This window comes from uncultured Marixanthomonas sp., from assembly GCF_963974425.1.
Lineage (GTDB): Bacteria > Bacteroidota > Bacteroidia > Flavobacteriales > Flavobacteriaceae > Marixanthomonas.
On the sequence record NZ_CAXBCK010000005.1, the window covers coordinates 61,509 to 85,480 of the forward strand.

27 protein-coding genes are annotated in these 23,972 nt (G+C 36.4%); 14 read left to right on the forward strand and 13 right to left on the reverse strand.

What is annotated here, in order from left to right; genetic code table 11:
• Positions 1-5 precede the first annotated feature (5 nt).
• Positions 6-719: a 3'-5' exonuclease gene (locus AACZ92_RS02335; protein ID WP_339696645.1), complete on the forward strand. Its 714-nt coding sequence runs from the start codon at positions 6-8 to the stop codon at positions 717-719.
• On the opposite strand, the gene AACZ92_RS02340 is transcribed toward AACZ92_RS02335, so the two are convergent.
• The 5 genes from AACZ92_RS02340 to AACZ92_RS02360 form a co-directional block, all read right to left on the reverse strand.
• The gene (locus AACZ92_RS02340; RefSeq protein WP_339696747.1) at positions 716-1,258 is read right to left on the reverse strand and encodes a CopD family protein; all 543 of its coding nucleotides are present in this window, start codon (positions 1,256-1,258) and stop codon (positions 716-718) included. The two genes, AACZ92_RS02335 and AACZ92_RS02340, sit on opposite strands and share 4 nt — an antisense overlap.
• 54 nt (positions 1,259-1,312) lie before the next feature.
• A complete protein-coding gene (locus AACZ92_RS02345; protein ID WP_339696648.1) occupies positions 1,313-2,422 on the reverse strand; it encodes a T9SS type A sorting domain-containing protein in 1,110 nt (369 codons plus the stop codon).
• Positions 2,423-2,457: 35 nt separating this feature from the next.
• Complete coding sequence (locus AACZ92_RS02350) at positions 2,458-3,804, reverse strand: MATE family efflux transporter (RefSeq protein ID WP_339696651.1); 1,347 nt, start codon at positions 3,802-3,804, stop codon at positions 2,458-2,460.
• A gap of 19 nt (positions 3,805-3,823) precedes the next feature.
• On the reverse strand, positions 3,824-4,864 hold the full coding sequence (hemH, locus tag AACZ92_RS02355; RefSeq protein ID WP_339696654.1) for a ferrochelatase: 1,041 nt from the start codon (positions 4,862-4,864) through the stop codon (positions 3,824-3,826).
• Positions 4,865-4,953: 89 nt separating this feature from the next.
• On the reverse strand, positions 4,954-5,844 hold the full coding sequence (locus tag AACZ92_RS02360) for an AraC family transcriptional regulator (protein ID WP_339696656.1): 891 nt from the start codon (positions 5,842-5,844) through the stop codon (positions 4,954-4,956).
• Positions 5,845-6,033: 189 nt separating this feature from the next.
• On the opposite strand from AACZ92_RS02360, the gene hemA reads away from it, so the two are divergent.
• From hemA to AACZ92_RS02425, 13 genes are all read left to right on the forward strand, one after another.
• Positions 6,034-7,305, forward strand: coding sequence for a glutamyl-tRNA reductase (gene hemA, locus AACZ92_RS02365; RefSeq protein WP_339696659.1), 1,272 nt, complete (start codon positions 6,034-6,036; stop codon positions 7,303-7,305).
• Positions 7,298-8,212 carry a hydroxymethylbilane synthase gene (gene hemC, locus AACZ92_RS02370; RefSeq protein ID WP_339696662.1) on the forward strand — a complete coding sequence of 305 codons (915 nt, stop codon included), beginning with the start codon at positions 7,298-7,300 and terminating at the stop codon, positions 8,210-8,212. The genes hemA and hemC overlap by 8 nt, the downstream gene beginning before the upstream one ends.
• Positions 8,213-8,219: 7 nt before the next feature.
• Positions 8,220-8,882 carry a uroporphyrinogen-III synthase gene (locus AACZ92_RS02375; protein WP_339696664.1) on the forward strand — a complete coding sequence of 221 codons (663 nt, stop codon included), beginning with the start codon at positions 8,220-8,222 and terminating at the stop codon, positions 8,880-8,882.
• Complete coding sequence (hemE, locus tag AACZ92_RS02380; RefSeq protein WP_339696667.1) at positions 8,875-9,906, forward strand: uroporphyrinogen decarboxylase; 1,032 nt, start codon at positions 8,875-8,877, stop codon at positions 9,904-9,906. The genes AACZ92_RS02375 and hemE overlap by 8 nt, the downstream gene beginning before the upstream one ends.
• 113 nt (positions 9,907-10,019) lie before the next feature.
• Positions 10,020-10,397, forward strand: coding sequence for a hypothetical protein (locus AACZ92_RS02385; protein WP_339696669.1), 378 nt, complete (start codon positions 10,020-10,022; stop codon positions 10,395-10,397).
• Between the two features lie 8 nt (positions 10,398-10,405).
• Positions 10,406-11,176 (forward strand): EI24 domain-containing protein, encoded by a 771-nt coding sequence (locus tag AACZ92_RS02390; protein WP_339696672.1) that lies wholly within the window; start codon positions 10,406-10,408, stop codon positions 11,174-11,176.
• Positions 11,151-11,714 carry a GNAT family N-acetyltransferase gene (locus AACZ92_RS02395; protein ID WP_339696675.1) on the forward strand — a complete coding sequence of 188 codons (564 nt, stop codon included), beginning with the start codon at positions 11,151-11,153 and terminating at the stop codon, positions 11,712-11,714. Before AACZ92_RS02390 ends, AACZ92_RS02395 begins: the two co-directional genes overlap by 26 nt.
• A gap of 1 nt (position 11,715) precedes the next feature.
• Positions 11,716-12,618 carry an oxygen-dependent coproporphyrinogen oxidase gene (gene hemF / locus AACZ92_RS02400; RefSeq protein WP_339696678.1) on the forward strand — a complete coding sequence of 301 codons (903 nt, stop codon included), beginning with the start codon at positions 11,716-11,718 and terminating at the stop codon, positions 12,616-12,618.
• A gap of 184 nt (positions 12,619-12,802) precedes the next feature.
• The gene (gene dut / locus AACZ92_RS02405) at positions 12,803-13,237 is read left to right on the forward strand and encodes a dUTP diphosphatase (RefSeq protein ID WP_339696680.1); all 435 of its coding nucleotides are present in this window, start codon (positions 12,803-12,805) and stop codon (positions 13,235-13,237) included.
• Between the two features lie 47 nt (positions 13,238-13,284).
• Positions 13,285-14,301, forward strand: coding sequence for a sugar phosphate nucleotidyltransferase (locus tag AACZ92_RS02410; protein ID WP_339696681.1), 1,017 nt, complete (start codon positions 13,285-13,287; stop codon positions 14,299-14,301).
• 87 nt (positions 14,302-14,388) lie between these two features.
• Entirely contained in the window at positions 14,389-15,771 is a 1,383-nt protein-coding gene (locus AACZ92_RS02415; protein WP_339696684.1) for a tetratricopeptide repeat protein, read from the forward strand.
• 3 nt (positions 15,772-15,774) lie between these two features.
• Complete coding sequence (locus tag AACZ92_RS02420; RefSeq protein ID WP_339696687.1) at positions 15,775-16,551, forward strand: DUF4292 domain-containing protein; 777 nt, start codon at positions 15,775-15,777, stop codon at positions 16,549-16,551.
• Positions 16,551-17,786 carry a peptidoglycan DD-metalloendopeptidase family protein gene (locus AACZ92_RS02425; RefSeq protein ID WP_339696690.1) on the forward strand — a complete coding sequence of 412 codons (1,236 nt, stop codon included), beginning with the start codon at positions 16,551-16,553 and terminating at the stop codon, positions 17,784-17,786. The genes AACZ92_RS02420 and AACZ92_RS02425 overlap by 1 nt, the downstream gene beginning before the upstream one ends.
• 1 nt (position 17,787) lies before the next feature.
• Here the strand turns inward: AACZ92_RS02425 and AACZ92_RS02430 are convergent, their stop codons facing one another.
• The 8 genes from AACZ92_RS02430 to AACZ92_RS02465 form a co-directional block, all read right to left on the reverse strand.
• Positions 17,788-18,201: a DUF6691 family protein gene (locus AACZ92_RS02430; RefSeq protein ID WP_339696692.1), complete on the reverse strand. Its 414-nt coding sequence runs from the start codon at positions 18,199-18,201 to the stop codon at positions 17,788-17,790.
• 4 nt (positions 18,202-18,205) lie between these two features.
• On the reverse strand, positions 18,206-18,763 hold the full coding sequence (locus AACZ92_RS02435) for a YeeE/YedE thiosulfate transporter family protein (RefSeq protein ID WP_339696694.1): 558 nt from the start codon (positions 18,761-18,763) through the stop codon (positions 18,206-18,208).
• Between the two features lie 5 nt (positions 18,764-18,768).
• Positions 18,769-20,112 (reverse strand): MBL fold metallo-hydrolase, encoded by a 1,344-nt coding sequence (locus AACZ92_RS02440; protein ID WP_339696697.1) that lies wholly within the window; start codon positions 20,110-20,112, stop codon positions 18,769-18,771.
• A gap of 89 nt (positions 20,113-20,201) precedes the next feature.
• Entirely contained in the window at positions 20,202-20,786 is a 585-nt protein-coding gene (locus AACZ92_RS02445) for a methyltransferase domain-containing protein (protein WP_339696749.1), read from the reverse strand.
• 6 nt (positions 20,787-20,792) lie between these two features.
• Positions 20,793-21,593, reverse strand: coding sequence for a sulfite exporter TauE/SafE family protein (locus tag AACZ92_RS02450; protein ID WP_339696700.1), 801 nt, complete (start codon positions 21,591-21,593; stop codon positions 20,793-20,795).
• A 73-nt stretch (positions 21,594-21,666) separates the two neighbouring features.
• Entirely contained in the window at positions 21,667-22,299 is a 633-nt protein-coding gene (locus AACZ92_RS02455; protein WP_339696703.1) for a Crp/Fnr family transcriptional regulator, read from the reverse strand.
• Between the two features lie 97 nt (positions 22,300-22,396).
• Complete coding sequence (locus tag AACZ92_RS02460) at positions 22,397-22,906, reverse strand: acyl-CoA thioesterase (RefSeq protein ID WP_339696706.1); 510 nt, start codon at positions 22,904-22,906, stop codon at positions 22,397-22,399.
• A 67-nt stretch (positions 22,907-22,973) separates the two neighbouring features.
• Entirely contained in the window at positions 22,974-23,927 is a 954-nt protein-coding gene (locus AACZ92_RS02465) for an SPOR domain-containing protein (RefSeq protein ID WP_339696709.1), read from the reverse strand.
• Between the last annotated feature and the right edge of the window lie 45 nt (positions 23,928-23,972).

Here is a 23,972-nt window from a genome sequence, read left to right on the forward strand (position 1 = left end):
GAAATATGCTTACGCGAATAAACCTAGAACATGTCTTGTTTCTGGATATAGAAACGGTGCCGCAATATCAAGATTACAACAATTTGGACGAGACCGCCAAACAGTTATATGAGCAAAAAACCCGCTATCAACGAAAAGAGGATTTTACTCCTGAAGAGTTTTACGATCGTGCGGGCATTTGGGCGGAGTTTGGAAAAATTGTCTGTATTTCGGTAGGTTATTTTAAAATGAAAGGTGATGTCCGCAATTTTCGGGTGACTAGCTTTCACGGAGAAGAAGCAACATTACTTAGGGAGTTTAAAACGCTCCTACAAACTCACTTTAATAAACCGCAACATGTGCTTTGTGCACACAACGGAAAGGAATTCGATTTTCCCTACATCGCCCGACGGATGATTATTCACGGAATAAGTTTACCGTTTAAATTAAACCTCTTCGGAAAAAAACCGTGGGAAGTTCCTCATTTGGATACCTTAGAATTGTGGAAGTTTGGTGACTACAAAACCTTCACTTCTTTAAAGTTAATGGCACACGTATTGGGCATTCCTTCACCAAAAGATGATATCGACGGTAGTGACGTGCGTGATGTGTATTACGAAGAAAAGGATGTAGATCGCATTATCATCTATTGCGAAAAAGATACCATTACCGTAGCACAGATTTTCTTAAAGCTTCGAAATGAGCCGCTATTGGAGGAGAATGAAGTATTATCAGTTTAAGAGTTACGGTTTTCCCGTAACCGTTTATAAAACCGATACCCTAACATTAACAACACCGAAAAGGCGATAAGACCTAAGACACCATAAATCCAGTTTACGGCATTGCGTAGCATTACTAAAAAGATGATGGCAAAGAGGATAATGGTAGCTCCCTCATTAAACAAACGCATAAAATTGGAAGATTGTTTTACAATTCCTTTTTGCAGTTGTTTATAAATTTGGTGGCATTTTAAATGGTATAGGATTAATAAAAAGACAAAACCGAGTTTTACTTGCATCCAGGCATCGGTTAAATAAAATGTACGTAACGAAATAAGCCAGATAGCAAACCCAACAGCTAATATCGCCGAAGGCCATGTTATGATGGTCCATAGCCTTTTGGCCATGATGCTAAGTTGCTTTCCTAGAATTTCCTTTTCAGGGGAAGGCTTTTCAGTGGCTTCAATTTGATATACAAAAAGCCGGACGATGTAGAATAACCCTGCAAACCAAGTAATTACGAATATTAGATGTAGCGCTTTTATATAATTGTATTCCATCGGGGCAAAGATAGCCAAATATTGACTTTTAATTTCCTCTTGTAATAGATGCAATTATTTTTTTATGAATTTTTTGACAGTTTGTCCTTTTGATGATTTAATTTGAATAAAATAAATACCGGTTTCCAAGCTTGAAACAGTAAGTCCATTTTGAATGCCAAACCTTTTTATAACTAGCTTGCCAAGAGAATCAAAAATCTGCACGGTATCTATACTGTCGTTAGTAGCTTTAATAAATAACCTGTCATCCACAGGGTTTGGATACATATAAAATTTTAGGACTGTTTCTTCATTGGTTGCTAAAACGGGATAATTTCTAAAATTAAACGTAAAGCCAGGAGCTAGGTCAAAAGAAAAATAGGCTTCTCCAGTAGATGAATTTTCATCAACCCAAAAATATAACTCAGCATTTTCATCCATAAACTGAGAAAAATAATAATTTTCAAAACCATTGTGGTATTCACAAGTGTCTCCATCTTCTTGAAAATTAGCAGCTATCAATCTACCTCCATCAAAATTATCATTGGTATAAAAAAACTGCCCACTAAAGTCATTACAGGAACCGGTTCCTGTAAATGATAAATCTTGATTTATTGTTAGGGTAGGGCTAATAGGAGGGTTGTAATTGGCAATATAATCACTATCCTCACCAAGATCAGCATCCATCGAATGTAGATACCAGGTTTTCATTAAAGCTTCATCGGGAATGCCAATGGGGGTGTTTACATAAAATGCTATATTGCCTTCACTATCAGTTAAGCGCAAACTTTTATAGTTATATAGTGAAGAAGCAAAATAATCGTATGTAAAGGTTTTTAAATCAGAGGTTTCATTGGTTAAAAACTCACCAAAATAAATATCTTCAAAATAACAATTTTCGGTATCGCAATCAAGGAGACTTATATTGATGTTTGTAAAGGTAAAAGTGTCTCCGGAAAAAGTAATATCTCCAAATAAACCATTTTCCACTCCATTTGCAATTACAGAATAATCTACACCATTACCTTCAAAGTTTATATTGCTTTCAATCTCTAATGGGGTATAATTCCTCTCTCCATCAATTTTTAAATACCTTAAATTCCAAGAGTTTTCAAATATTTCTGGAGTTTGAGCATTAGCTGTATATACACTAATGGTTAAAAGAAGTAGTGCTAATTTTTTCATGGCTAGTTGTCTGTATAGTATAAAGTTACAAAAAATTAGCCAATCAATGTTTTCCTAATTTCCTTATTCAGAAAATATCCAGTTACAATAGTTGATAATACATCGGCAATCGGGAACGATATCCAAACGCCTAATTCGCCAAAAAAGTTAGGTAAAATTAAAATTAACGGAATAAAGAAAAAACCTTGTCTAGTTAGTGTGAGTAATAAGGCTGGTGTGGCCTTCCCAATCGCTTGAAAATAAGCCGAACCAATTAATTGAATAGCAATTATAGGTATGGCAGCAAATACCCAGCGCATCGCCGAGGGCGTTTCAGCTAAAATAACTTGATCGGTTGTAAATACGGAAACGATAGCTTCGGGAAAGACCATTATTAAAATAAAAATCACCAAGGCAAGTAAGCCAGCATATTTTATCGCTTTGTTGATACTTTCTCGAACTCTCGGAAATTTATAAGCGCCATAATTATACCCAGCAATTGGTAAAAATCCTTGCGTAACTCCTAATACAGGGAACAACGCAAACATGAGCATACGACCTATAATACCATACATAGTTACTGAAGCTTCTCCTCCTATATTGAAGAGTATATTATTCATTAATAAATACGTAATACTTACAACCGCTTGTCGTGCCAAGGTTACGAAGCCAAGAGCGCTTATTTCTTTTAAAATAACTTTATTGAGTCCAAAATGTGAAAAGCTTATGCGAAGTTCAGACCGGTCACTTAAAAAGAACCATAAAATAAATAGAAAAGAACAGACGTAGGAAGCGGTTGAAGCCCATGCTGCACCTGCCATTCCCATATCAAAGATATAAATCAAAATATAGTCTAATAGCAGATTGCCTACAGATGGAATAATCATGGCAATCATAGCTATTTTTGGCTTTCCCTCAGCGCGTAGTACGTTGTTCCCCATCATGGAGAGTCCTAAAATGGGGACACCATAAAGTACTATCTGATAATAAACCTTTGCAGGTTCAAAAATATCACCTTTACCTCCAAAAGCTGGAATGAGCTCATCTACAAAATAAAGCCCCAATGCAGCCATTGAGATAGTTACTAAAAGGGTAAGAGTAATTTGATTACCAAAGGTTTTAAGGGCTCTTTCTCTATTGTTGGCGCCTAGAGCCCTAGAAATTATTGATGAACCTCCAATGCCAATCGACATGCCTAAAGCGGCAATAAAAAATGAAACAGGCAGCACAACATTAATCGCTGCTATTGCTATGGAGCCAATCCAGTTTCCAACGAAAATAGTATCGACAAGAATATTCAGTGACATTACCAAAATACCAATAGATGCCGGAACCGATTGTTTAATAAGTAACTTACTAATGGGCTCTGTACCTAGACTGGCCGAGCGGTTTTGTAACGCCATTAAATGTTTAAATTAAGTTCTATGCAATTGCTTTATCCACATCTACAATTCGCCATTCATCAATCCAACCAGCCAATAATTGAGCAAAGTCGTCCCGATCATTCAAACAAGGGACTGTTGTAAACTCTTTTCCGCCTGTTTCATGAAATATTTCTTCACCTTCCATCGCGATTTCTTCTAATGTTTCTAAACAATCACTTACAAAAGCTGGTGTTACAACTGCCATTTTTTTAATACCAGCCTTACCCATACGTTCAATGGTTCTGTCTGTGTAAGGCTGTAACCAAGGGTCAAAACCTAAACGAGATTGAAAGGAAACCGAATAACTATTTTCGGTTAAGCCTAATTTTTCTGCAACCAATCGTGTGGTTTCGTAACATTGATGACGGTAGCAATATTGATGTGCTTTTGAAGAAGTAACACAACACGTACCATCTATTTTACAATGGCTGTTAGTAATATCACTTTTTCTAATGTGCCGTTCTGGTACGCCGTGATAACTAAACAATAAGTGTTCGTAATCCAACCCTTTTATATGTTCCTGAATGCTATTAGAAAGTACTTCAATATATTCTGGCTTGTTGTAAAATGCAGGTAACGATGCCGTTTTTAGCTGCGGAAAAAATTCGTTGCAAAGTTCTTCTACCTTTACATTTATCGTTTCGGTGGTTGCCATAGCAAACTGTGGATATAAGGGAATAACCAACACTTCATCCACATTTTGATCAACTAATTCTTGTAATCCTTTTTTTAGCGTCATACTTCCATAGCGCATGGCTAAAGATACCGGGAGTGTTACTTTGTCTTGTACTTTTTTCTGAAGTCTTTCAGAAAGTACAATCAACGGCGAACCTTCTTTCCACCAAATTTTTTGATAGGCTTCGGCTGATTTTTTAGGTCTAGTATTTAAAATGATACCTCGAACAATTAATATTCTTGCCCATCGCGGTACGTCAATTACACGTGGGTCCATTAAAAATTCATCCAAATACTTTTTAACATCTTTAGGTTTGGTTGTATCTGGCGAACCAAGATTTACAAGGAGGACTCCCTTTTTCATATTGAATATTTCTGTTGCAAAATTACTTGTATTAAAGTGAATTGTCAAACACCTGAAACATATAAAAACTATGAAGTTATTTACGTTTCTTATGCTGAAAGACTCATCAAATATTTTTTAGGTGTGGTACCATACTTTTTCTTAAAAGCAGAAATAAAATGGCTGGCAGCACTGTAGCCTACTTTTAGACCTACTTCATTTACGTTATGAGAACCGGTCGCCAATAATTGTCGAGCTACTTCCATTTTATAATCGAAGAGAAAGCTAAAGACTGAATCCCCATAAATTTGTTTAAAACCTTCTTTTAATTTATTGATAGGTAAATTTATTTGGTCAGCTAATTCTTGTAAAGTAGGCGGTTCTGCCATATTGGTGATAATAATCTGTTTGGCTCTTTTTATTTTGGTTACATTATCTTCATCAGCTAAAAAAGGACATTGCTCCACATCCAAATCGGCTGGTCTGTTAAAATAAAGGCTTAATAACTCATAGACTTTCCCTTTAAAATAAAGTGGTTTTACAGAAGGATGTAAATTATAATTCATTAATTGATTTAGAACAATAGCCATTGATGGCGATATACCCGCATCTTTATAATACTTCCTATCCTTATTTTCGTCACTTAAAAAAGTGATATAATTTGCTTCATTTGAAAATAACGCATGGAATTTTTCAATAGGAAGTAACACCGAAATCACCCAAGAATGAGCTGGAACATTTATATGCAATGGTAAATCTCGTTGTGGATTGTATAGTAATAGTGAATTTTCCTCACTAAGTGGTAATGTGTAATTCCCTTCATTAAAAAGAAAGCTAGCCGACCCTTTAATGCAAAAATGAAACTGAATAAAGTTAGAACCTATCTCTCGTTTAAAAGTCTGGTTATCATTGGTTTCATTGTCAAATTTTAAAATATAAAACCCTTCAGAGATAAGTGTTTCATCATAAAAACTTTCAGCGACATTTTTTTCAGAAATCATAACAAAATTTTTAATCTTTATTTAGAATTGTTCTAAACAGTATTACAAAATTACTGCTCGAACAATGCGAAATTAGGGCATTTATATGACAAATGTCATATTTTAGTAGAAATTAACACCCTCCGATATAATTGATACCGCAAGCGTTATTTTTTGATTGTTATTGCCCTTACATTTGCGCCGTTAGGTATGAAAAGAATTAACAAAACACCTTTATCAACTTCAGAAGGGAATTTTTATGCTATTGGTCTTAATTATAAAAAGGCCGATGCTGAAATCCGTGGTCATTTTAGTATCAACGACACAGCGCAAGCAAACATCCTAAAGCAGGCAAAACAAGACGGTATTCCATCACTAACGGTAATATCTACGTGTAATCGTACCGAGTTATATGGTTTTGCGCAACATCCTTTTCAGCTTATTAAATTATTGTGCGAACATACACATGGCACTGTTGAAGAGTTTGAAAAAGTAGCTTACATCCACAAAAATAGTGAGGCTGTTTCGCATTTATTTAATGTAGGTACCGGTTTAGATAGTCAGATTTTAGGTGATTTTGAGATTATAAGTCAATTACGTACTGGGTTTCGCCGTTCCAAAAAAGCAGGATTGCTCAATGCGTATATGGAACGATTGATTAACGCCGTGATTCAAGCCAGTAAACGTATTAAAAATGAAACCGAGATTTCAACGGGTGCTACTTCGGTGAGTTTTGCTGCTGTTCAGTATATAATGGCACATGTACCCTATGTTTCAGAAAAGAATATTTTACTCTTCGGGACTGGCAAAATTGGTAGAAATACCTGTGAAAACTTAATAAAGCACACCAAGAATGAGCATATTACACTCATTAACCGAACCAAGGAACGCGCTGAAAAAATTGCCGGTAAGTTCAATCTTATCGTTAAGGATTACGCCGATATACAAAGCGAATTAGCACAGACCGATGTATTGGTTGTCGCTACAGGGGCGCAACAACCTACTATTTCAAAAGAATTGTTGTTCTTGAAAAAACCACTACTAATTTTAGATCTTTCTATTCCGCGTAATGTTTCAGAAGATGTAAAAGAAAACGAATTGGTTACATTGGTACACTTGGACGAATTATCTTCCGTTACCAACCAAACCTTACAACACCGAGCCGAGCAGATACCGGTTGCAAAAGAAATAATATACGAGATTGAATCTGAATTTAATATCTGGGTGCGTAACCGTCATTTTATACCAACGGTAATAGCTTTAAAAACAAAACTTTCTGAAATTAAAGCGGGTGAAATTGATTACCACCGTAAAAAACTAAATAATTTTAATGAAGAGCAAGCTGAAATTATCAGCGACCGAATCATTCAAAAAATAACAACCCAAGTTGTAAACCACCTGAAGCAAGCAAATGGTTCGACAGAAGAACACCTACAGATGCTGGAAACTATGTTTCAGTTAGAAGAAAGCGAACGTGAATAAAACCATCCGAATCGGTACCCGCGACAGCGAATTAGCACTTTGGCAAGCTAAAACCGTACAATCTCAACTAGAATCTTTTGGGTATAAAACTGAATTAGTCCCCGTAAAATCCACAGGCGATTTGGTATTAGACCAACCTCTATATGAAATGGGAATCACGGGTATTTTTACCAAAACCCTAGACGTTGCCATGCTCAATGGAACGGTGGATATCGCTGTACATAGCATGAAAGATGTACCTACCCATTTACCAAAAGGAATTTTGCAAACTGCTGTGCTTCCCAGAGCCACTGCTACTGATATTATTGCAACAAAAGGCAACTTTGATCCCGAAAAACCTTGCACGATAGCAACAGGTAGCCTTCGCCGAAAAGCGCAATGGCTTAACCGCTATCCAAACCATACCGTAGTCGATTTACGCGGAAATGTAAACACTCGATTACAAAAACTTCAAGACAACAATTGGCAAGGTGCCATTTTTGCAAAAGCTGGATTGGAACGAATAAACGTATTGCCCAATAACTTTGAATCTTTAGATTGGATGATACCTGCTCCCGCCCAAGGCGCAATGGTGATTGTAGCCCTAGAAAAAGATGAATTTAGCATAGAAGCTACTTCAAAATTAAATAATACCGAAGCCGATATTTGCACTTATATTGAACGCTCTTTTTTACAAAAATTAGAAGGCGGTTGTACTGCTCCTATTGGTGCATTGGCTACGTGTATTGATGATACCATTCAGTTTAAAGGGGTATTGTTTTCTTTAGACGGGCAAACAAAGTTAGAAGTCGCCAAGCAATGTTCAAAAAGTGATTACAAATCTTTAGGAATTAACTGCGCTGAAGAAATCCTAGATAACGGCGGAAAAGAATTAATGGAAGTAATAAAGTCTGAAATAGAAAAATAGACGCCTTATGAAATCCATTCTTTCCACAAAAAAGTTTACCCTTGCTCAAAAAGAGTTGCTTTTAAACTCTGGATTAACTTTCGTGGAATACAACGCCATTTCTATTGAGTTTGTACCATTTAATGCTCCGAAGCAGATTGAAAATGCCATTTTTACGAGTAAAAATGCTGTAAAAGCTGTTTTTTCTAATAAAAATATAATTCCTGAAATTAAAAATTGCTTTTGTGTAGGTGAAAAAACAAAGGCACTTTTAGAAGAATATGGTCAAAAAGTGGTGAAAACCACTCAATATGGTTCAGAATTGGCTGATTGTTTGATTAAAAACCACAAAAATGACACATTTTACTTTTTCTGCGGAAATAAACGACTCGATATCATTCCAAAGGCTTTAAAAGAAGAAAATATTATGTTTTCAGAAATTGAAACTTACGAAACAGTATTAAACTCGAAACACTTTCAGCGTCAATTCGATGGTGTTTTGTTTTTCAGTCCTAGTGCGGTGCAAAGTTTTGTTTCAGAAAATAAACTAAAAAACTCAACTGCATTTTGCATTGGTACAACCACAGCGGCAGAAGCAAAAAAATATACCGAAAATGTCGTGATTTCTAATTCAACTTCGGTTGAAAGTGTGATTGCTAAAACGGTTAAAACATTAAAAAATTATGATTAAAAACGATTTATTCCTACGGGCTTTAAAAGGGGAAACAGTAGAGCGCCCACCGGTTTGGATGATGCGACAAGCAGGGCGTTACCTTCCTGAATTTATGGAAATTAAAGCCAAGTACGATTTTTTTACACGCTGTCAAACCCCTGAGCTTGCTAGTGAAATTACCGTACAACCCATTCGTAGATATGGAATGGATGCCGCTATTTTGTTTTGTGATATTTTAGTTATCCCACAAGCCATGAATATCGAGGTAGAGATGAAACCCGGTGTTGGCCCGTGGCTTCCAAACCCGATTCGTAACGAAAAAGACCTAGACAGCGTTATTGTTCCCGATATTCAAGATACGTTAGGGTACGTGATGGACGCCATTAAAATGACCAAAGAAAAGTTGGACGACGAAATTCCATTAATTGGTTTTGCCGGAAGTCCTTGGACCATTTTATGTTATTGTGTGCAAGGTCAAGGGTCGAAAAACTTTGATAAAGCAAAAGAATTTTGTTTCACCCAACCCGTTGCTGCGCACACTTTACTACAAAGAATAACCGATACTACAATTGCATACTTAAAGGAAAAAGTAAAGGCAGGCGTTGATGCGGTGCAGGTTTTTGATAGCTGGGGCGGTATGTTATCGCCTACCGATTATCAAGAATTTAGTTGGAAGTACATCCAGCAGATTATCGATGCTTTAAAAGACGAAGCCCCTGTTATTGCCTTCGGAAAAGGCTGTTGGTTTGCTTTGGATACGATGGCGGCGAGTGGCGCATCTGCTTTAGGTGTTGATTGGACGTGCGACCCACAAACAGCTAGAAAATTGACAGGAGGAAACATTACCTTGCAAGGAAACTTTGACCCAACGCGTTTGTTTAGTCCGCCATCTGAAATTAAAAAGATGGTCACACAAATGATCAATGACTTCGGAAAAGACAAGTATATTGTGAATTTAGGCCACGGTATTTTACCTAACATTCCAGTAGAAAATGCTGGTGCTTTTATTGAAGCGGTTAAAGAGTATAAGGCTGAATCATGAATGTTCTAAAACGCATCCGTCAACTAAGTGTCAAACAGTTGTGGCATTTGTCGGTTGTGTTTATAAAACAACCTCTTTTAGTTTTTCCTACACTGAATGCGACTAAGAAAACTATGCAAATCAGTAGTGATTTGTATGGAAAAGCGCATCATAAAAATGGACCTGCTAATGCGTTTCGGCATGCGATGTGGAATGTTCTGATAGCAAAAGCAGCGTTTAGAAAATTTCAGAATGTTGAAAAGAGCATCGCGTGGGCAGAAAAAGTGACCGATTTACACGAAAAATTAGCGCCAAACAGCCCCTTGGAAACTGCGATGGATCTACACAACAATAAGATGGGTCGCCAATTTTTTGAGGAAGTTTTAGATCTTTCAGAAGAGAAAATGATTGATTTACTTCAAAAAAGAGCAGAAAATGCTCAAAAAGTGACAAAAACAAGCGAAATTGAAGTTTTTAGAGAAGAGTTAGTTTTTATTAAAAAACCTTTATAAAACAAATCATGCTTAAAAACATTGTAAGCGCCATAAAAGCTTATTTTAAAACGTTTCAACTAATTTCAAAACTGAAGTTATGGAAATATTTTGGCGTACCTATCTTAATAAGCTTGTTAACAGCTACGGCGATTGGCTTTTTAGCGTGGGGATTGAGCGATAATATTGGTGCGTTTATTTCAAAAATTTGGTTTTGGGAATGGGGCGCTGAAACCTTCAGAACCATTAGCGATGTACTGGGAGCCTTAATCATCATTGCCATTGGCCTCATTCTCTACAAACACATCATTATGGCGTTAAGTGCGCCTTTTATGAGTCCCGTTTCAGAAAAAATTGAACAACATTTTTTAGGAACCATACATACGCATAGAAACACGACAAATGCATCTCAACTCTGGAGAGGAATACGGATTAACGTCCGTAATTTACTGTTGGAACTGCTTTTTACCATCCCAATTTTGCTACTGAGTTTAATTCCAATTGTAAATATTTTCACGTCGGTTTTACTTTTTTTGGTTCAAGCCTACTATGCTGGCTTCGGAAATATGGATTATACGCTAGAACGGCATTTTACCTACAGAGAAAGTATTTCATTTGTAAAAAGAAACAAAGGCACTGCCCTTGGAAATGGAATTGTTTTTATGGCGATGCTTTTAATACCAGTTGTAGGTATTATTTTAGTCTTACCACTATCTGTAACCGCTGCAAGTACTGAAACAGTGAATCTGTTAAAAGAAAGTAAGCAACTTAAAAATGCTGAAACACTTCAGAATAAATAATATGGGAGTTTCTGAAACGACATACCTTTCCTATTTAACCGAAAAAGACGCAGAGTCTCTTTCTAGTTTAATGGTTGCAAACAAAGAACGGTTTCAGCGGTATTTTCCTAAAACGTTAGCTCAAAATTTATCTATTTTCGATGCTAAAAGCTATATTCAGAAAAAGGCCCAAGAACAGAAAAATAAAATCGAATTTACCCTTGCTATAAAAGAGACTACTTCACAATTAGTTGCTGGTTTAGTTATCTTAAAAGATATAGATTGGAATAACAAAGAAGGAGAACTAGCGTATTGTATAGGAGAAAATTTTGAAGGAAAAGGCCTTATGACAAAAGCAATTATTGAGATATCAAAAACTGCTTTTTCAGAAATACAGCTCTCCACATTAAAAATAATAGTTCATAAATCGAATCTAGCCAGTATTCGTGTTGCTGAAAAAACAGGTTTTATCTGGAAAAAAACATTGCTAAAAGAATATACACCACCAGGTGAATCGCCTTTGGATATGGAATTATATGAATTAGAAAGAAAAAATTAATATGAAAGAAAAATTCGTAACCTACATAAAAAACCTACAAGACACGATCACTTCAAAACTTGAAACCATTGATGGTAAGGCTACTTTTAAAGAAGACCCTTGGGTTCGAAAAGAAGGTGGTGGCGGTCGTACCCGAGTGATTGAAAACGGAACTGTTTTCGAAAAAGGCGGCGTAAATATTAGTGAAGTACACGGCGAATTGCCTGAAAGCATGCAAAATTATTTTGGCGTAAAAGATGCAAACTTCTTTGCTTGCGGTTTAAGTTTGGTGTTACACCCTAAAAATCCTTTTGTACCAACCGTTCATGCCAACTGGCGTTATTTTGAAATGTATGACCAAAAAGGAAACATCGTTGATCAATGGTTTGGTGGTGGGCAAGACCTTACCCCGTATTATTTGTTTGAAGAAGATGCCAAACATTTTCATCAAGTGAGTAAAACAGCTTGTGATAAGCACGACCCCAATTTCTACCCTAAATACAAAGCTCGTTGCGATGAATATTTTCACAATGCCCACAGAGGTGAAGGCAGAGGAATTGGCGGTTTGTTTTTCGATTATTTAAAGAAAACCGAAACGATGAGCATGGAAGACTGGTACAACTTTGTAACTGAAGTTGGAGATAGTTTTCTAGAAGCCTACGTGCCTATAGTTGAAAAAAGAAAAAATATTGAATACACTCAAGAAAACCGCGATTGGCAAGAAATAAGACGTGGTCGATATGTAGAATTTAATTTGGTACACGATAAAGGCACGCTCTTCGGTTTAAAGACCAATGGCCGTATTGAAAGTATTTTAATGAGTTTACCACCTCACGTACAATGGCGCTATGATCATCAACCGGAACCAGGAAGTGAAGAAGAAAAACTGGTTGAGCGTTTAAAAAACCCGAAAGATTGGGTTTAATTAAAGCCCTGTGTGTTTCAATTGTTATACTTTTCTGAATAAACACAATACTTTGTTCATTTTTAGGTTCAGCTTAGTACTTTTGCTGGGTATTTCGTAATTTCACCTTTCGACTCGAATTTATTCTGAGCAAGAAGACAATATCGATTTATTTTTCAGCATTAAAGTAAATAAGCAATCAACCATGAAAGTTAAAATAATCAACAAATCTGAACATCCAATTCCTTCATATGAAACCATAGCTTCAGCTGGAATGGATCTTCGGGCGAATGTTTCAGAATCTTCAACCTTAAAGCCATTACAGCGTGCTATCGTTAAAACCGGTTTATTTATTGAGCTTCCCATTGGTTTTGAAGCACAAGTACGACCACGAAGCGGATTAGCTGCAAAAAAAGGGATTACCGTTTTAAACAGCCCTGGAACCATCGATGCAGACTATCGAGGCGAAATTGGCGTTATCCTTGTGAATCTTTCCAACGAGGATTTTACCATTGAAAACGGCGAGCGTATTGCACAATTGGTTATCGCAAAACACGAACGTGCCGTTTGGGAAGAAGTAGAAACGCTAGAAGAAACATCCCGTGGAAGCGGTGGCTTTGGTAGCACCGGGACTAAATAAATAATAAAATAACTATAAACCTAAATCTCCCCACAAACAAAAAAATCATGAAAATAATCGTACCAATGGCCGGACGTGGTTCGCGGCTTCGTCCACATACGTTAACCATACCAAAACCGTTAATTCCGGTGGCAGGAAAACCAATTGTGCACCGTCTGGTGACTGAGATTACTGAAATTTTAGATGAAAAAGTAGATGAAATCGCTTTTATACTGGGCGACCCTGCATTTTTCGGGGATGATGTCGTTGAAAGTTTAGAAGAATTAGCCAAAGGTTTAGGAGCAAAACCTACTATTTACCGTCAGTTAGACCCAAAAGGAACAGGTCACGCTATTATGTGTGCCGAGCCATCATTGGAAGGTCCAGCGGTAATTGCGTATGCTGATACGTTAATTAAAGCCGATTTCAACCTAGACAAAGAAGCCGATAGCGTTATTTGGACCAAAAAAGTAGAAAACCCGGAAGCGTACGGCGTGGTAAACTTGAATGACAAAGAAGAAATCACCGAATTAGTTGAAAAACCAACCGAATTTATAAGCGACCAAGCCGTTATAGGTATTTACTATTTCAAGGACGTAGCTGTTTTAAAACAAGAACTTCAATACGTGTTGGATAATAACATTATTCACGGAGGCGAATACCAAATAAATGATGGTATAAAGCGCATGATGGCAGATGGAAAAGTGTTTAAAACCGGAACCGTTGATGAATGGATGGACTGTGGTAATAAAGAAGTAACCGTTGCTACCAATAAGAAAATGTTAGGCTTTATTGCCGAAACTAGCGAAAAGCTAATAGCAGATAATCATACCAACGAAAACTCAGAAGTAATCGAGCCTTGTTTTATCGGCGAAGGCGTTGTGTTAAAAAATAGTACAGTTGGTCCGCATGTATCAATCGGTAAAGGCACAGTAATTGAAGATAGTACCGTTAAAAATAGTATAATCCAAACACATTCGAAGATTAAAAATGCTACTTTGGACAACGCGATGATTGGTAATCACGCCACGTTTGACGGTAAGTTTACCAACGTGAGTATTGGTGATTATTCAGCATTGAAATAAAAGCAAAGAATCCCCTCGAGCGCAGTCGAGGGTATAATTTACTTAGGAAATAAAGAGGTCTCGACTGCGTTCGACCAGGCATAACATTTGAAACTAAGGTTTTTATATATCGTTTTAATTTTCTTCGGAATTCTTTTCATTCCGAAGCAAGCTGTTGCGCAAGAAACTGAACCCGTGGAAGAACAACCTACTGACGATTTAGGAAATGTGACCGATGCCTTTCAGGAAAACTTTTTTGAAGCCTTAAAGCAAAAAGGAATTGAAAATTATGAGTTGGCACTCGATGCACTTCGGAAAGCTGAAAAAGCCGCTAAAGGTGATCCAAAACTAGAAGCTGTCGTTGCGTTTGAAAAAGCCAAAAACTTAACCGAACTCAAGCAATTTGAAGAAGCTGAAGTAAGCTTTAAGCAAGTTTTAAAAACAGAACCCAAACGGTTGGACGTTTTAGAGTCGTTGTACGATTTATATTATCAAAAAAACGATTATGATGCAGCAATTCCTTTGGTAAAGCAGCTTACTGAGTTTGATGAAGACTACAAAGAAGATTTAGCTAATTTATATTCTCGAACACGTCAGTTTGATAAAGCTATTGAAGTTTTGGACGATTTGGACGAAACTTTGGGCGAAAGTGACTACCGGAATGCCCTTCGTGCTCGAATATACAGGCAAACAGGCGATACTGAAGGACAAATTGAAAACTTGGAAACCCGTATAAGTAAAAACCCAAAGAAAGAGCAGGAATACTTAGGGTTAATTTACTTGTATAGCGAAGAAGGTAATACTGAAAAGGCCTTTGCTACTGCTAAAGAGTTGTTGAAAAATCAACCAAATTCTAAACAAGTTCATGTAGCGTTGTATAAATTCTACTTAGAAGAAAATAATACGGAAGAGGCATTTAAATCTATGAATATTGTTTTTTCTGCTCCAGAAATAGAAAAAGAAAGCAAATACAAAGTGCTAAGTGATTTTATAGGTTTTGTTGAGAAAAACCCACAATATGAATCCGATTTGGAAAACGTAGTGGAAAACTTCAGCGAAACAAATACAGGTATAATTTACGAACAGTTAGGCGGGTACTACAACTCGAAAGGGCAAAAGGAAACCGCTTTAACCTTTTATGAAAAAGGAATTGAAGGCGATCCGGATAATTTCAGTTTATTAAAAAACACCTTATTGCTTCAAATAGATTTAAAAAAGTATGATGCTGCTGAAAAATTAAGTACCAATGCCTTGGCAATATTCCCTGCCCAACCGATGTTGTATTTAATCAACGGAGTGGCTCATAATAACCTTAAAAATGTAGATGAGGCCATTGAAAGCCTTAGTAGTGGTTTGGATTATCTATTTGACAACACAACCATGGAGCAGGATTTTTACAAACAATTACAACAAGCTTATACGCTAAAGGGAAATACCCAAAAAGCGACTGAGTATGCAGAAAAAGCTGCTCAAATTAAGCTAACAAATTAATACATGAGTTATACCAAATATATTTTAATAGCCTTTGCACTTGTACTTTCTTCTTGTGGAGCAGCAAAAAAAGTTAAAGGTTCAAAAGAAGCCAAAGAAAACCTTTCAGTCAAAAATATTATTGCCTCACACGAAGCAGCATCGCCAGAATTTAAAACAATGGCTGCCCGTATTCAAGTTAGCTACAAAGATGATGACACCCAACAAAGCGTAACGGTCAGTCTGCGTATGGAAAAGGATAAAACCATTTGGGTAAAAGCTTCGTTATTGGGAATTACGTTGGTGAAAGCCAACATTACCCCAGATCGGGTTCAATACTATGAAACCATCGGCGGCACTTATTTTGACGGCAATTACGCTTTATTAAGCGATTGGTTAGGAACTGAAATTAATTTTGAAAAAGCGCAGGCAATTTTATTAGGGCAATCTATTTTTGATATTAACAAGACAGATTATAAATCTACGGTGGTTCAAAATAAATACAAATTGCAACCTAATATTCAACCTCAAAATTTTATTCATTCACTGTTTTTAAATCCTGAAAATTTCAAAATAGCTTCTGAAAGTCTTTCGCAACCAAGTGATGATAGGCTGTTAAGCGTTCGTTATACGGACTATCAAAAAGTGGGAACTGATTTCTATCCTTCAGAAATAAAAATAAATACTTCTGAAAAAGATAGTAAAACAAATATTGACGTTATTTATAAAAAAATAGACCTGGATGTAAATATTGGCTTCCCGTTTAACATTCCGGATGGGTATGAAAAAATTCAATTATAATGCGCAGTAATTTTGCTACATATCTTTTATTAGGGTGCTTTTTGTTTTTAGCGGCTACCGTTTCGGCCCAATCTGAAAAGCAAAAAGAATTAGAAGAACAGCGCCAATCGATTCTACAGGAGATTAAGCAAATCAATTCTCTTTTGTTTAAAACCCGAAAGGAAGAAAAATCGGTGTTGACGCAAGTGGAAGATTTGGAACAACGTATTAGCGCTACTGAAAATTTAATCCGCGTTACTAATAGACAAGCCAATCTATTAACCCGTGAAATTAATGATAACCTTACCAAAATAGACAATCTAAGAACCGAACTGAAAGAACTGAAAGAAGATTATGCGGCGATGATTAATAAATCGTACAAAAGTAAGTCGCAGCAAAGTCGGGTGATGTTTTTATTGTCTTCGGAAAGTTTTTTACAAGCATACAAACGCTTGCAGTATATGAAACAATATGCCAAGCATCGCAAAGAGCAAGGTGAAAGCATAAAAGAAAAAACTGCACAGTTACAGCAATTAAATAAAGATTTGATTTCTCAAAAAAGCAAAAAAGAGGAGTTAATTGCGCAAAACCGAAAAACCAAAAACGAACTCGCTAAAGAAAAGAAAGATCAACAAGCCCTTGTAGCGTCGTTGAAAAAAGATGAAGGCAAGTTTGCTACACAAATTAGGCAAAAACAGCGTAAAGCCGATGAGATTGATCGACAGATAGACAAGCTGATTCGTGAAGCCATTGCAAAGTCTAATAAAGCTTCCGGAAACAAAGTGGACAATACTCGAGAATCCACTTTTGCGTTAAATGCTGAAGCAAAAGAACTGGCTGCTAACTTCACTAGTAACAAAGGAAAATTACCTTGGCCTATTACCAAAGGTGGCGTGGTAGTTAAAAAATATGGTAAACATAGGCACCCGCAACTGCCCAATGTAACCACATTTAATAGCGGTGTGGAAATTGCAACTGAAAAAGGAGCAAAAGCTCGTGCTATTTTTAAAGGAGTAGTGTTAGAAATACAGCAGTTAAAAGGAGCAAACAAGGCGATTTATATACAACATGGTAACTACATAACAGTGTATAACAATTTAGCGGGAGTAACCGTTAAAAAGGGAGATAATGTTGGTACTAAGCAAGAACTAGGAACTGTTTTTAGTAACCCGGCTACTGGAAAAACCACCATGAAATTTCTGATCTACCAAAACACCAAACGTATGAATCCGGCGGATTGGATTTTTAAAATGTAACTTAATGTGGCAATTTATCTTTTATGAGTCCGTATAAAAACGTGCCTAGCAAAGCCCCGAAAATTACCACCAAAATAGAAAGGTAACCTGACCCAACCAAAACGTACATGGGACCGGGACAAGCACCCGCCAATGCCCAACCTAAGCCAAAAATAATTCCGCCAATTGCATATCTTGCAAAGCTTTTCTTTTTAGGTGTTAACTTCATTTCTTGATTGCCAATCGCCTTGAGGTTCCTCTTCTTTATTACTTGAATCCCTATCACTCCCAAAATCAAAGCAGAACCTATAATTCCGTACATATGGAAAGACCCAAACTGAAACATTTCATAAATTCGAAACCACGAAGCTGCTTCAGATTTGTACATTATAATTCCGAAGAAAATACCAATACTTAAATAAACTAGCTGTTTCATACTTTTAAAATATTATGGGGAAAATGGCGTGAATCATTACTAAGCCACCAATAAAAAACCCGATTACGGCTATTAACGAAGGAAGTTGCAAGTTGCTTAACCCTGAAATAGCATGACCAGATGTACATCCGCCTGCATAGCGAGCGCCAAAGCCTACCAACAAACCGCCAACCAATAAAACTCCTAACACAAATGGGTTTGATAATTGTTCGGTTGAAAATAATTCAGGCGGTAAATAGGCGTTACCAGCACTATTAATTTGGTAATCATTAGAAAGCTGTTCGGCTATTTCTGGATTGATTTCAACCGTGTTATTAGACATAAATTGAGAGGCAATAAATCCACCGATAACGGCACCAACTACAACTAATAAATTCCAGCGCTCTTCTTTCCAATTAAATTTGAAAAAATCGGCTACTTTTCCGGCTCCACCTGCCGAACACATGGTTCGTAAGTTTGAAGACATGCCAAATTGCTTTCCTGCAAAGAGCAATAAAAACATAACCAAAGCAATTAAAGGGCCGGCGACATACCATGGCCAAGACTCATATATTAAATCCATAGAATTTAGTTTTTAAATTCAGTTACCGCATCACTTAAATCGAATACAGTAGTGTTTTTAAGTTCAGTTTCCAGAATACTACTACCAGCAGCACTTCTATAACCTCCTGCACAATGAACCACAATAGGTTTTTCCGTTGGAATTTCAGAAACACGTTCTCTCAATTGGTGCAATGGGATCGTCAATGCTGATTCAAAAATCTTTCCTTCTTCCACTTCACTTTCATTGCGTATATCCACAATTGTAAAGGCTTCTTTATTGTTTTTAAAATCTGAAATATTAAATTCTGATGATTTTTTTAAATCGTCATTACTTAATGTTACAACTGCTTTAACTTGCTTTTCATAGCCAATTTTTGCAATCCTGTTGAGTAATGTATTTGCTTCTTCTACGGAATTCACAACTACGTAAAATTCTTCTTCTGGTTTAACAATAGAGCCTAGCCAAGTTTCAAACTTAGAAGTTTTGGAAGTGGCCATAATGTTAATGCTTTCGGGTAGATGCTTCTTTTTAAAAGTTGCTTCATCGCGTGTATCGATTACTAAAATATCACCTTTCTTTTCAGAAACAGAAAGTTGTAAAGGAATGACACCTATACTTTCAGAAAGATTTTTAGCACCCTCTTTATTAATAGCGACATTGTACCCAAAATAATGCGGAATAAATGGTTGCGAACTCAATAAATGGTTGATAAACTGTTCTTCTGTTTGATTTTTAAAAGCCCAATTACCGATACGTTCGTTACCTAAAGTACTTGAAGAAGCATCGGCGCTCATGCCTTTTCCGCAAAGAGAACCGGCACCGTGGGCGGGATAAACATATGCGTTATCTGGTAAGTGCTTGAATTTGGTTTGTATGGTATTAAACATCATCTTAGCTAACTCTTCGCGTTTCGCTTTTAAATGACCTGCCTTTTCACGTAAATCTGGACGACCAACATCGCCTACAAATAAAGTATCGCCAGTAAATAAGGCAATATTATCAGCTTCGGTAGCCTGCACGGTGATACTATCTGGGGAATGCCCCGGTGTGTTAATAGCAGTAAAGGTTATGTTTCCCATTTTCACAGTATCGCCATCATCAAAAGACGTATGCGGATAGTCTGCAGCTGTTTTTTTACTTGAATAAATAGTTGCACCTGTTTCTTTATGGATTTGCATATGAGAACTTACAAAATCGGCGTGCGGATGCGTTTCAAACACGGCAACAATTTGTGCGTTATTATCTTCGGCAAACCTATAATACTGCGTCGGGTTACGTTCTGGGTCTACTAAAGCCATCTTGCCTTCACTTATAATAGCATAGGAATAATGCGAAAGTGGCTTATATTCAAACTGTTTTATTTTCATAACACCTATTTTTTAAATTATATAACAAAGATACGCAAGTAGCAAATTACTATCAGTAACATTGGTTACCTACCGAGTAGAAATACAGCTTATTTTTTCTGAAGCATGACAAACAGTTCATTCCCCTTTCTTTCAGGTATCGAATTATGAGCAGTTTCCATAATCTTTATTTTAAAGAAAGGTGAAAACCGTTTTTTATATTCGGCTTCACTTCCGCCGAAAGGCGGCCCGTCTTCGGTCAAGGGAAAGTTGAAAAGCAGACCCACTAGCTTCCCTTTTGGTTTTAACAATTGATGCATTTTTGAAACATACTCGTCACGTAAGGAAGGATTAAGTGCACAAAAGAAAGTTTGTTCTATAATAAGATCGAATGTTTCTTCTAACTTAAAAAAGTCTTGATGTAGTAATTTTTCAGAAGAAAACGTAGGTACTCTTTTTTTAAAGTTTTGTAGAGCAGTTTCTGAAACATCTACTACATAGACTTCTGTAAAGCCTTTATTATGAAGGTATTCTGCTTCATATGAATTACCACCTCCAGGAATTAAGATTTTTAAGCTTTTATTGGTAAGTTGATCAAAATAAGTTTTTAGCGGTGTGGAAACATACCCAATATCCCATTTTGTATCCTTGTTTTTATAACGGTTTTCCCAGTAGGGTTCATTTAAAGATTCCATCATTTTTTATTTAGTGAACTCTTTAAAAACAATATATAAGGCCATCGCCAATACAAACCATCCAAAGCTTTTTTTCAGTTTTTTACCGTCAATGAACTTATTTAACCAAGTACCTACAAATATTCCAACTACTGAAATGGTTGTGAAAATTAATAGAAAAGTCCAATCTATGTCTAGGTTTTCAACATCGCCTATAAAACCAATTAACGATTTTATAGCAATAATAAGAAGAGAAGTGGCTACGGCTTTTTTCATGGGTAGTTTTGCTAACAAAACCAACGCTGGAATAATAAGAAAACCTCCGCCAGCACCTACGACTCCTGTTAATAGTCCTACTACAATTCCTTCAATAATTATTAATGGGTAATTATATACAACTGTTGTTTCAGAAGTTATTTTTTTACCGTTTGATTTAATCATCGAAATGGCAGCCACAAACATGATTATAGCAAAAAACACCATGATAGCGATGTTTTTAGTTACTAAAAAACCATTAATTTCAAAAAGTTGATCAGGTATTGCTGGTACTAAAAATTTTCGAGTGGTGTAGACAGCTATAAAAGCGGGAATAGCAAAAACGATAGCTGTTTTAAAGTCTACCAATCCTTTTTGGATATTTCGAATAGCTCCCACTAAAGCTGAAACACCTACAACAAACAAAGAATAAGCTGTTGCAGTAACAGGGTTGACATACAGTAAGTAAACAAGTACGGGAACGGTTAAAATTGAACCTCCGCCACCTATTAAACCTAAAACAATACCAATTGCTAAAGCCCCAATATATCCTAAAATTTGAGTGATATCCATTAAACTGAAATGATTTTAGGCAAAAGTAGGATAAATGCTTTTTTACAAACGTATCTTATGTTACATAGAGCAATCAAAAGGAATGTAATGTTATGCTGTTTCGCTTTAGCTTTATTTTTTTCATAGTCTCCAGTTTCTTTAAAAGTCTTGATATCACAACTCTGGAGGTGTTTAAATCGTAAGCAATTTCTTGGTGCGTAGTGTGTAACGTAGTATCACCAGAAACTTTAGCTTTTTCTTTTAAATACTTCAACAGACGTTCATCCATATTTAAAAAGGCAATGGTATCTACTGTGTGTAATAATTCTTGTAAACGGCTATGATAGCTCTCAAATACAAAGTTTCTCCAACTTTTATATTTAGCAGTCCATTCCTCCATCTTTTGTACAGGAATCATTAAAAGCTCTGTATCTAATTCGGCTACTGCTTTAATTTCACTTTTGGTATGCCCCAAACAGCAAGACATGGTCATGGCACAGGTGTCACCAGTTTCTAAAAAGTACATTAATAATTCATCGCCGTTATCATCTACACGAAGCACTTTAATAGCACCTGAGAGAAGTAAAGGCATTGATTTTACGTAATCGCCAATATTAATTAAGGTTGTGTCTTGGGGAATTTTTTTAAAGACAGCAGTTTGTTCAATTTCTTCTATTAAATCTTTTTCAAAAATTGAAGCGTACGTGGGATGAATTGATTGATTCATGTGTAATTATTGATCGCTTTTTCTGAATTAAAGCTAAGATACAATCAATAAATAGTAACAAATCAGTTTTTCTCTAATTTCTACAAAAATTTCATCTTTACTTAAAAAGTGCTTTTAGCTCAGTTGCATCTTTTGGATCCATCTTTTTTGCTAAGACTAAACTTAATTGTCTTCTTCGTAAAGCAGCTTCGTAGCGTTCTTTTTCCAGTTCTGTTTCTGGTTTTAAAGGGGGAATTGGCACTGGACTTCCCATTTCATCTACAGCTACAAAAGTGTAAATAGCTTCATTAGCCTTACTGCGCATACCACTTTCGCGGTCTTCAATCCAAACATCCATAAATACTTCCATGGAGCTTTTAAAGGCTCGGGACACTTTAGCTTCTACGGTAACAACACTTCCTAGCGGAATCATTTTATTAAAAGCTACGTGATTAACCGAAGCTGTTACTACAACACGACGGCTATGTCTACGGGCAGCAATACCAGCTGCACGGTCCATTCTAGCTAATAATTCACCTCCAAACATGTTACCAATAGGGTTGGTCTCACTAGGAAGCACTAGGTCTGTAATAATAGTTCTTGACTCTAAAGATGTTCTAGATTCCATTGCAAAATAAATTTTTGCAAAGGTACATTCGTTTTTAATGAAATGGAATAAAGAAAGGGGTTATTATTTAGTTAGAAAGATCCTTAACTAATAACCAAGCGGCTTCGTTTTCATTACGTTTAATGGTCCGCAGTTCTTGCAGGGCTTCTCGTCTGTCTTCAAAACTACTGTACACAACTTGGTGTAGGCCATATTTGTTGACGCCAATCAGTTTTGCAGAAAATCCTTTATCTGAAAGTTGTGCTATTTTTTTCTTGGCATTTTCTTCCATACGGAAGGCTCCAGCAATGATATGATATTTTCCAGTTTGTTTTGGAACGGTAATTTTTAATGCTGGTAATGGGTTTTCTATAACAAAAGTCGCCTCTTGAATTTGGCTTTCTATACGGCTGTCGGCCTCTTGCTTTGCTGCAAAATTATGTTTTTGTACTTGGCTTTCGTATAGCTTCATACCTCCAAAACCACCTAAAGTAAGTGCTATCAAGCCAATTGCAGCATATTTTAAATACGGTTTGGCTGTGCGACGCTCTGGTGTAAAATGGATAGGTGCTTTTTCTTCAAGGGTTTCAACCTTTTCTTTATATTCTTCGCGGTTTACTTTTGTTGAAACATACGCACTTAACCCAAAAGATGCAGTACTAAGATTTTCAGTTTCCGAAGGGATAAATTGCATTGACTTTTCAGCGTTCAATCCAAACTCACCTAAGTTTTTAAGTAAAACGGTTTCACCTTCTGTAAGTTGAAGGGATATGTTGGCCGTAAAATTTCGAATTTTTTGAACAGCTGTTTCATAACTGCAGTTTTCTACTGAAGCAACATAATTTGCCAATAACCCATCATTGGTTTGCAACTGCCTGTTAAATGAAAGTGATTTTCCAGGTGGATAAAAAGTGTTGGTTTCTTCATCGATTCTAGCGGAACGATATTGCGTTAAAAACGCACCAAACCCCGGAATGATAACACACTCATACCTATATAGTAAGTCTTTTATGTAAGTGGCTAGTTGCATACTAACAAACATAGATTAAATTTTCATGTATATCAATTACTCGGCTTAAAATTTATC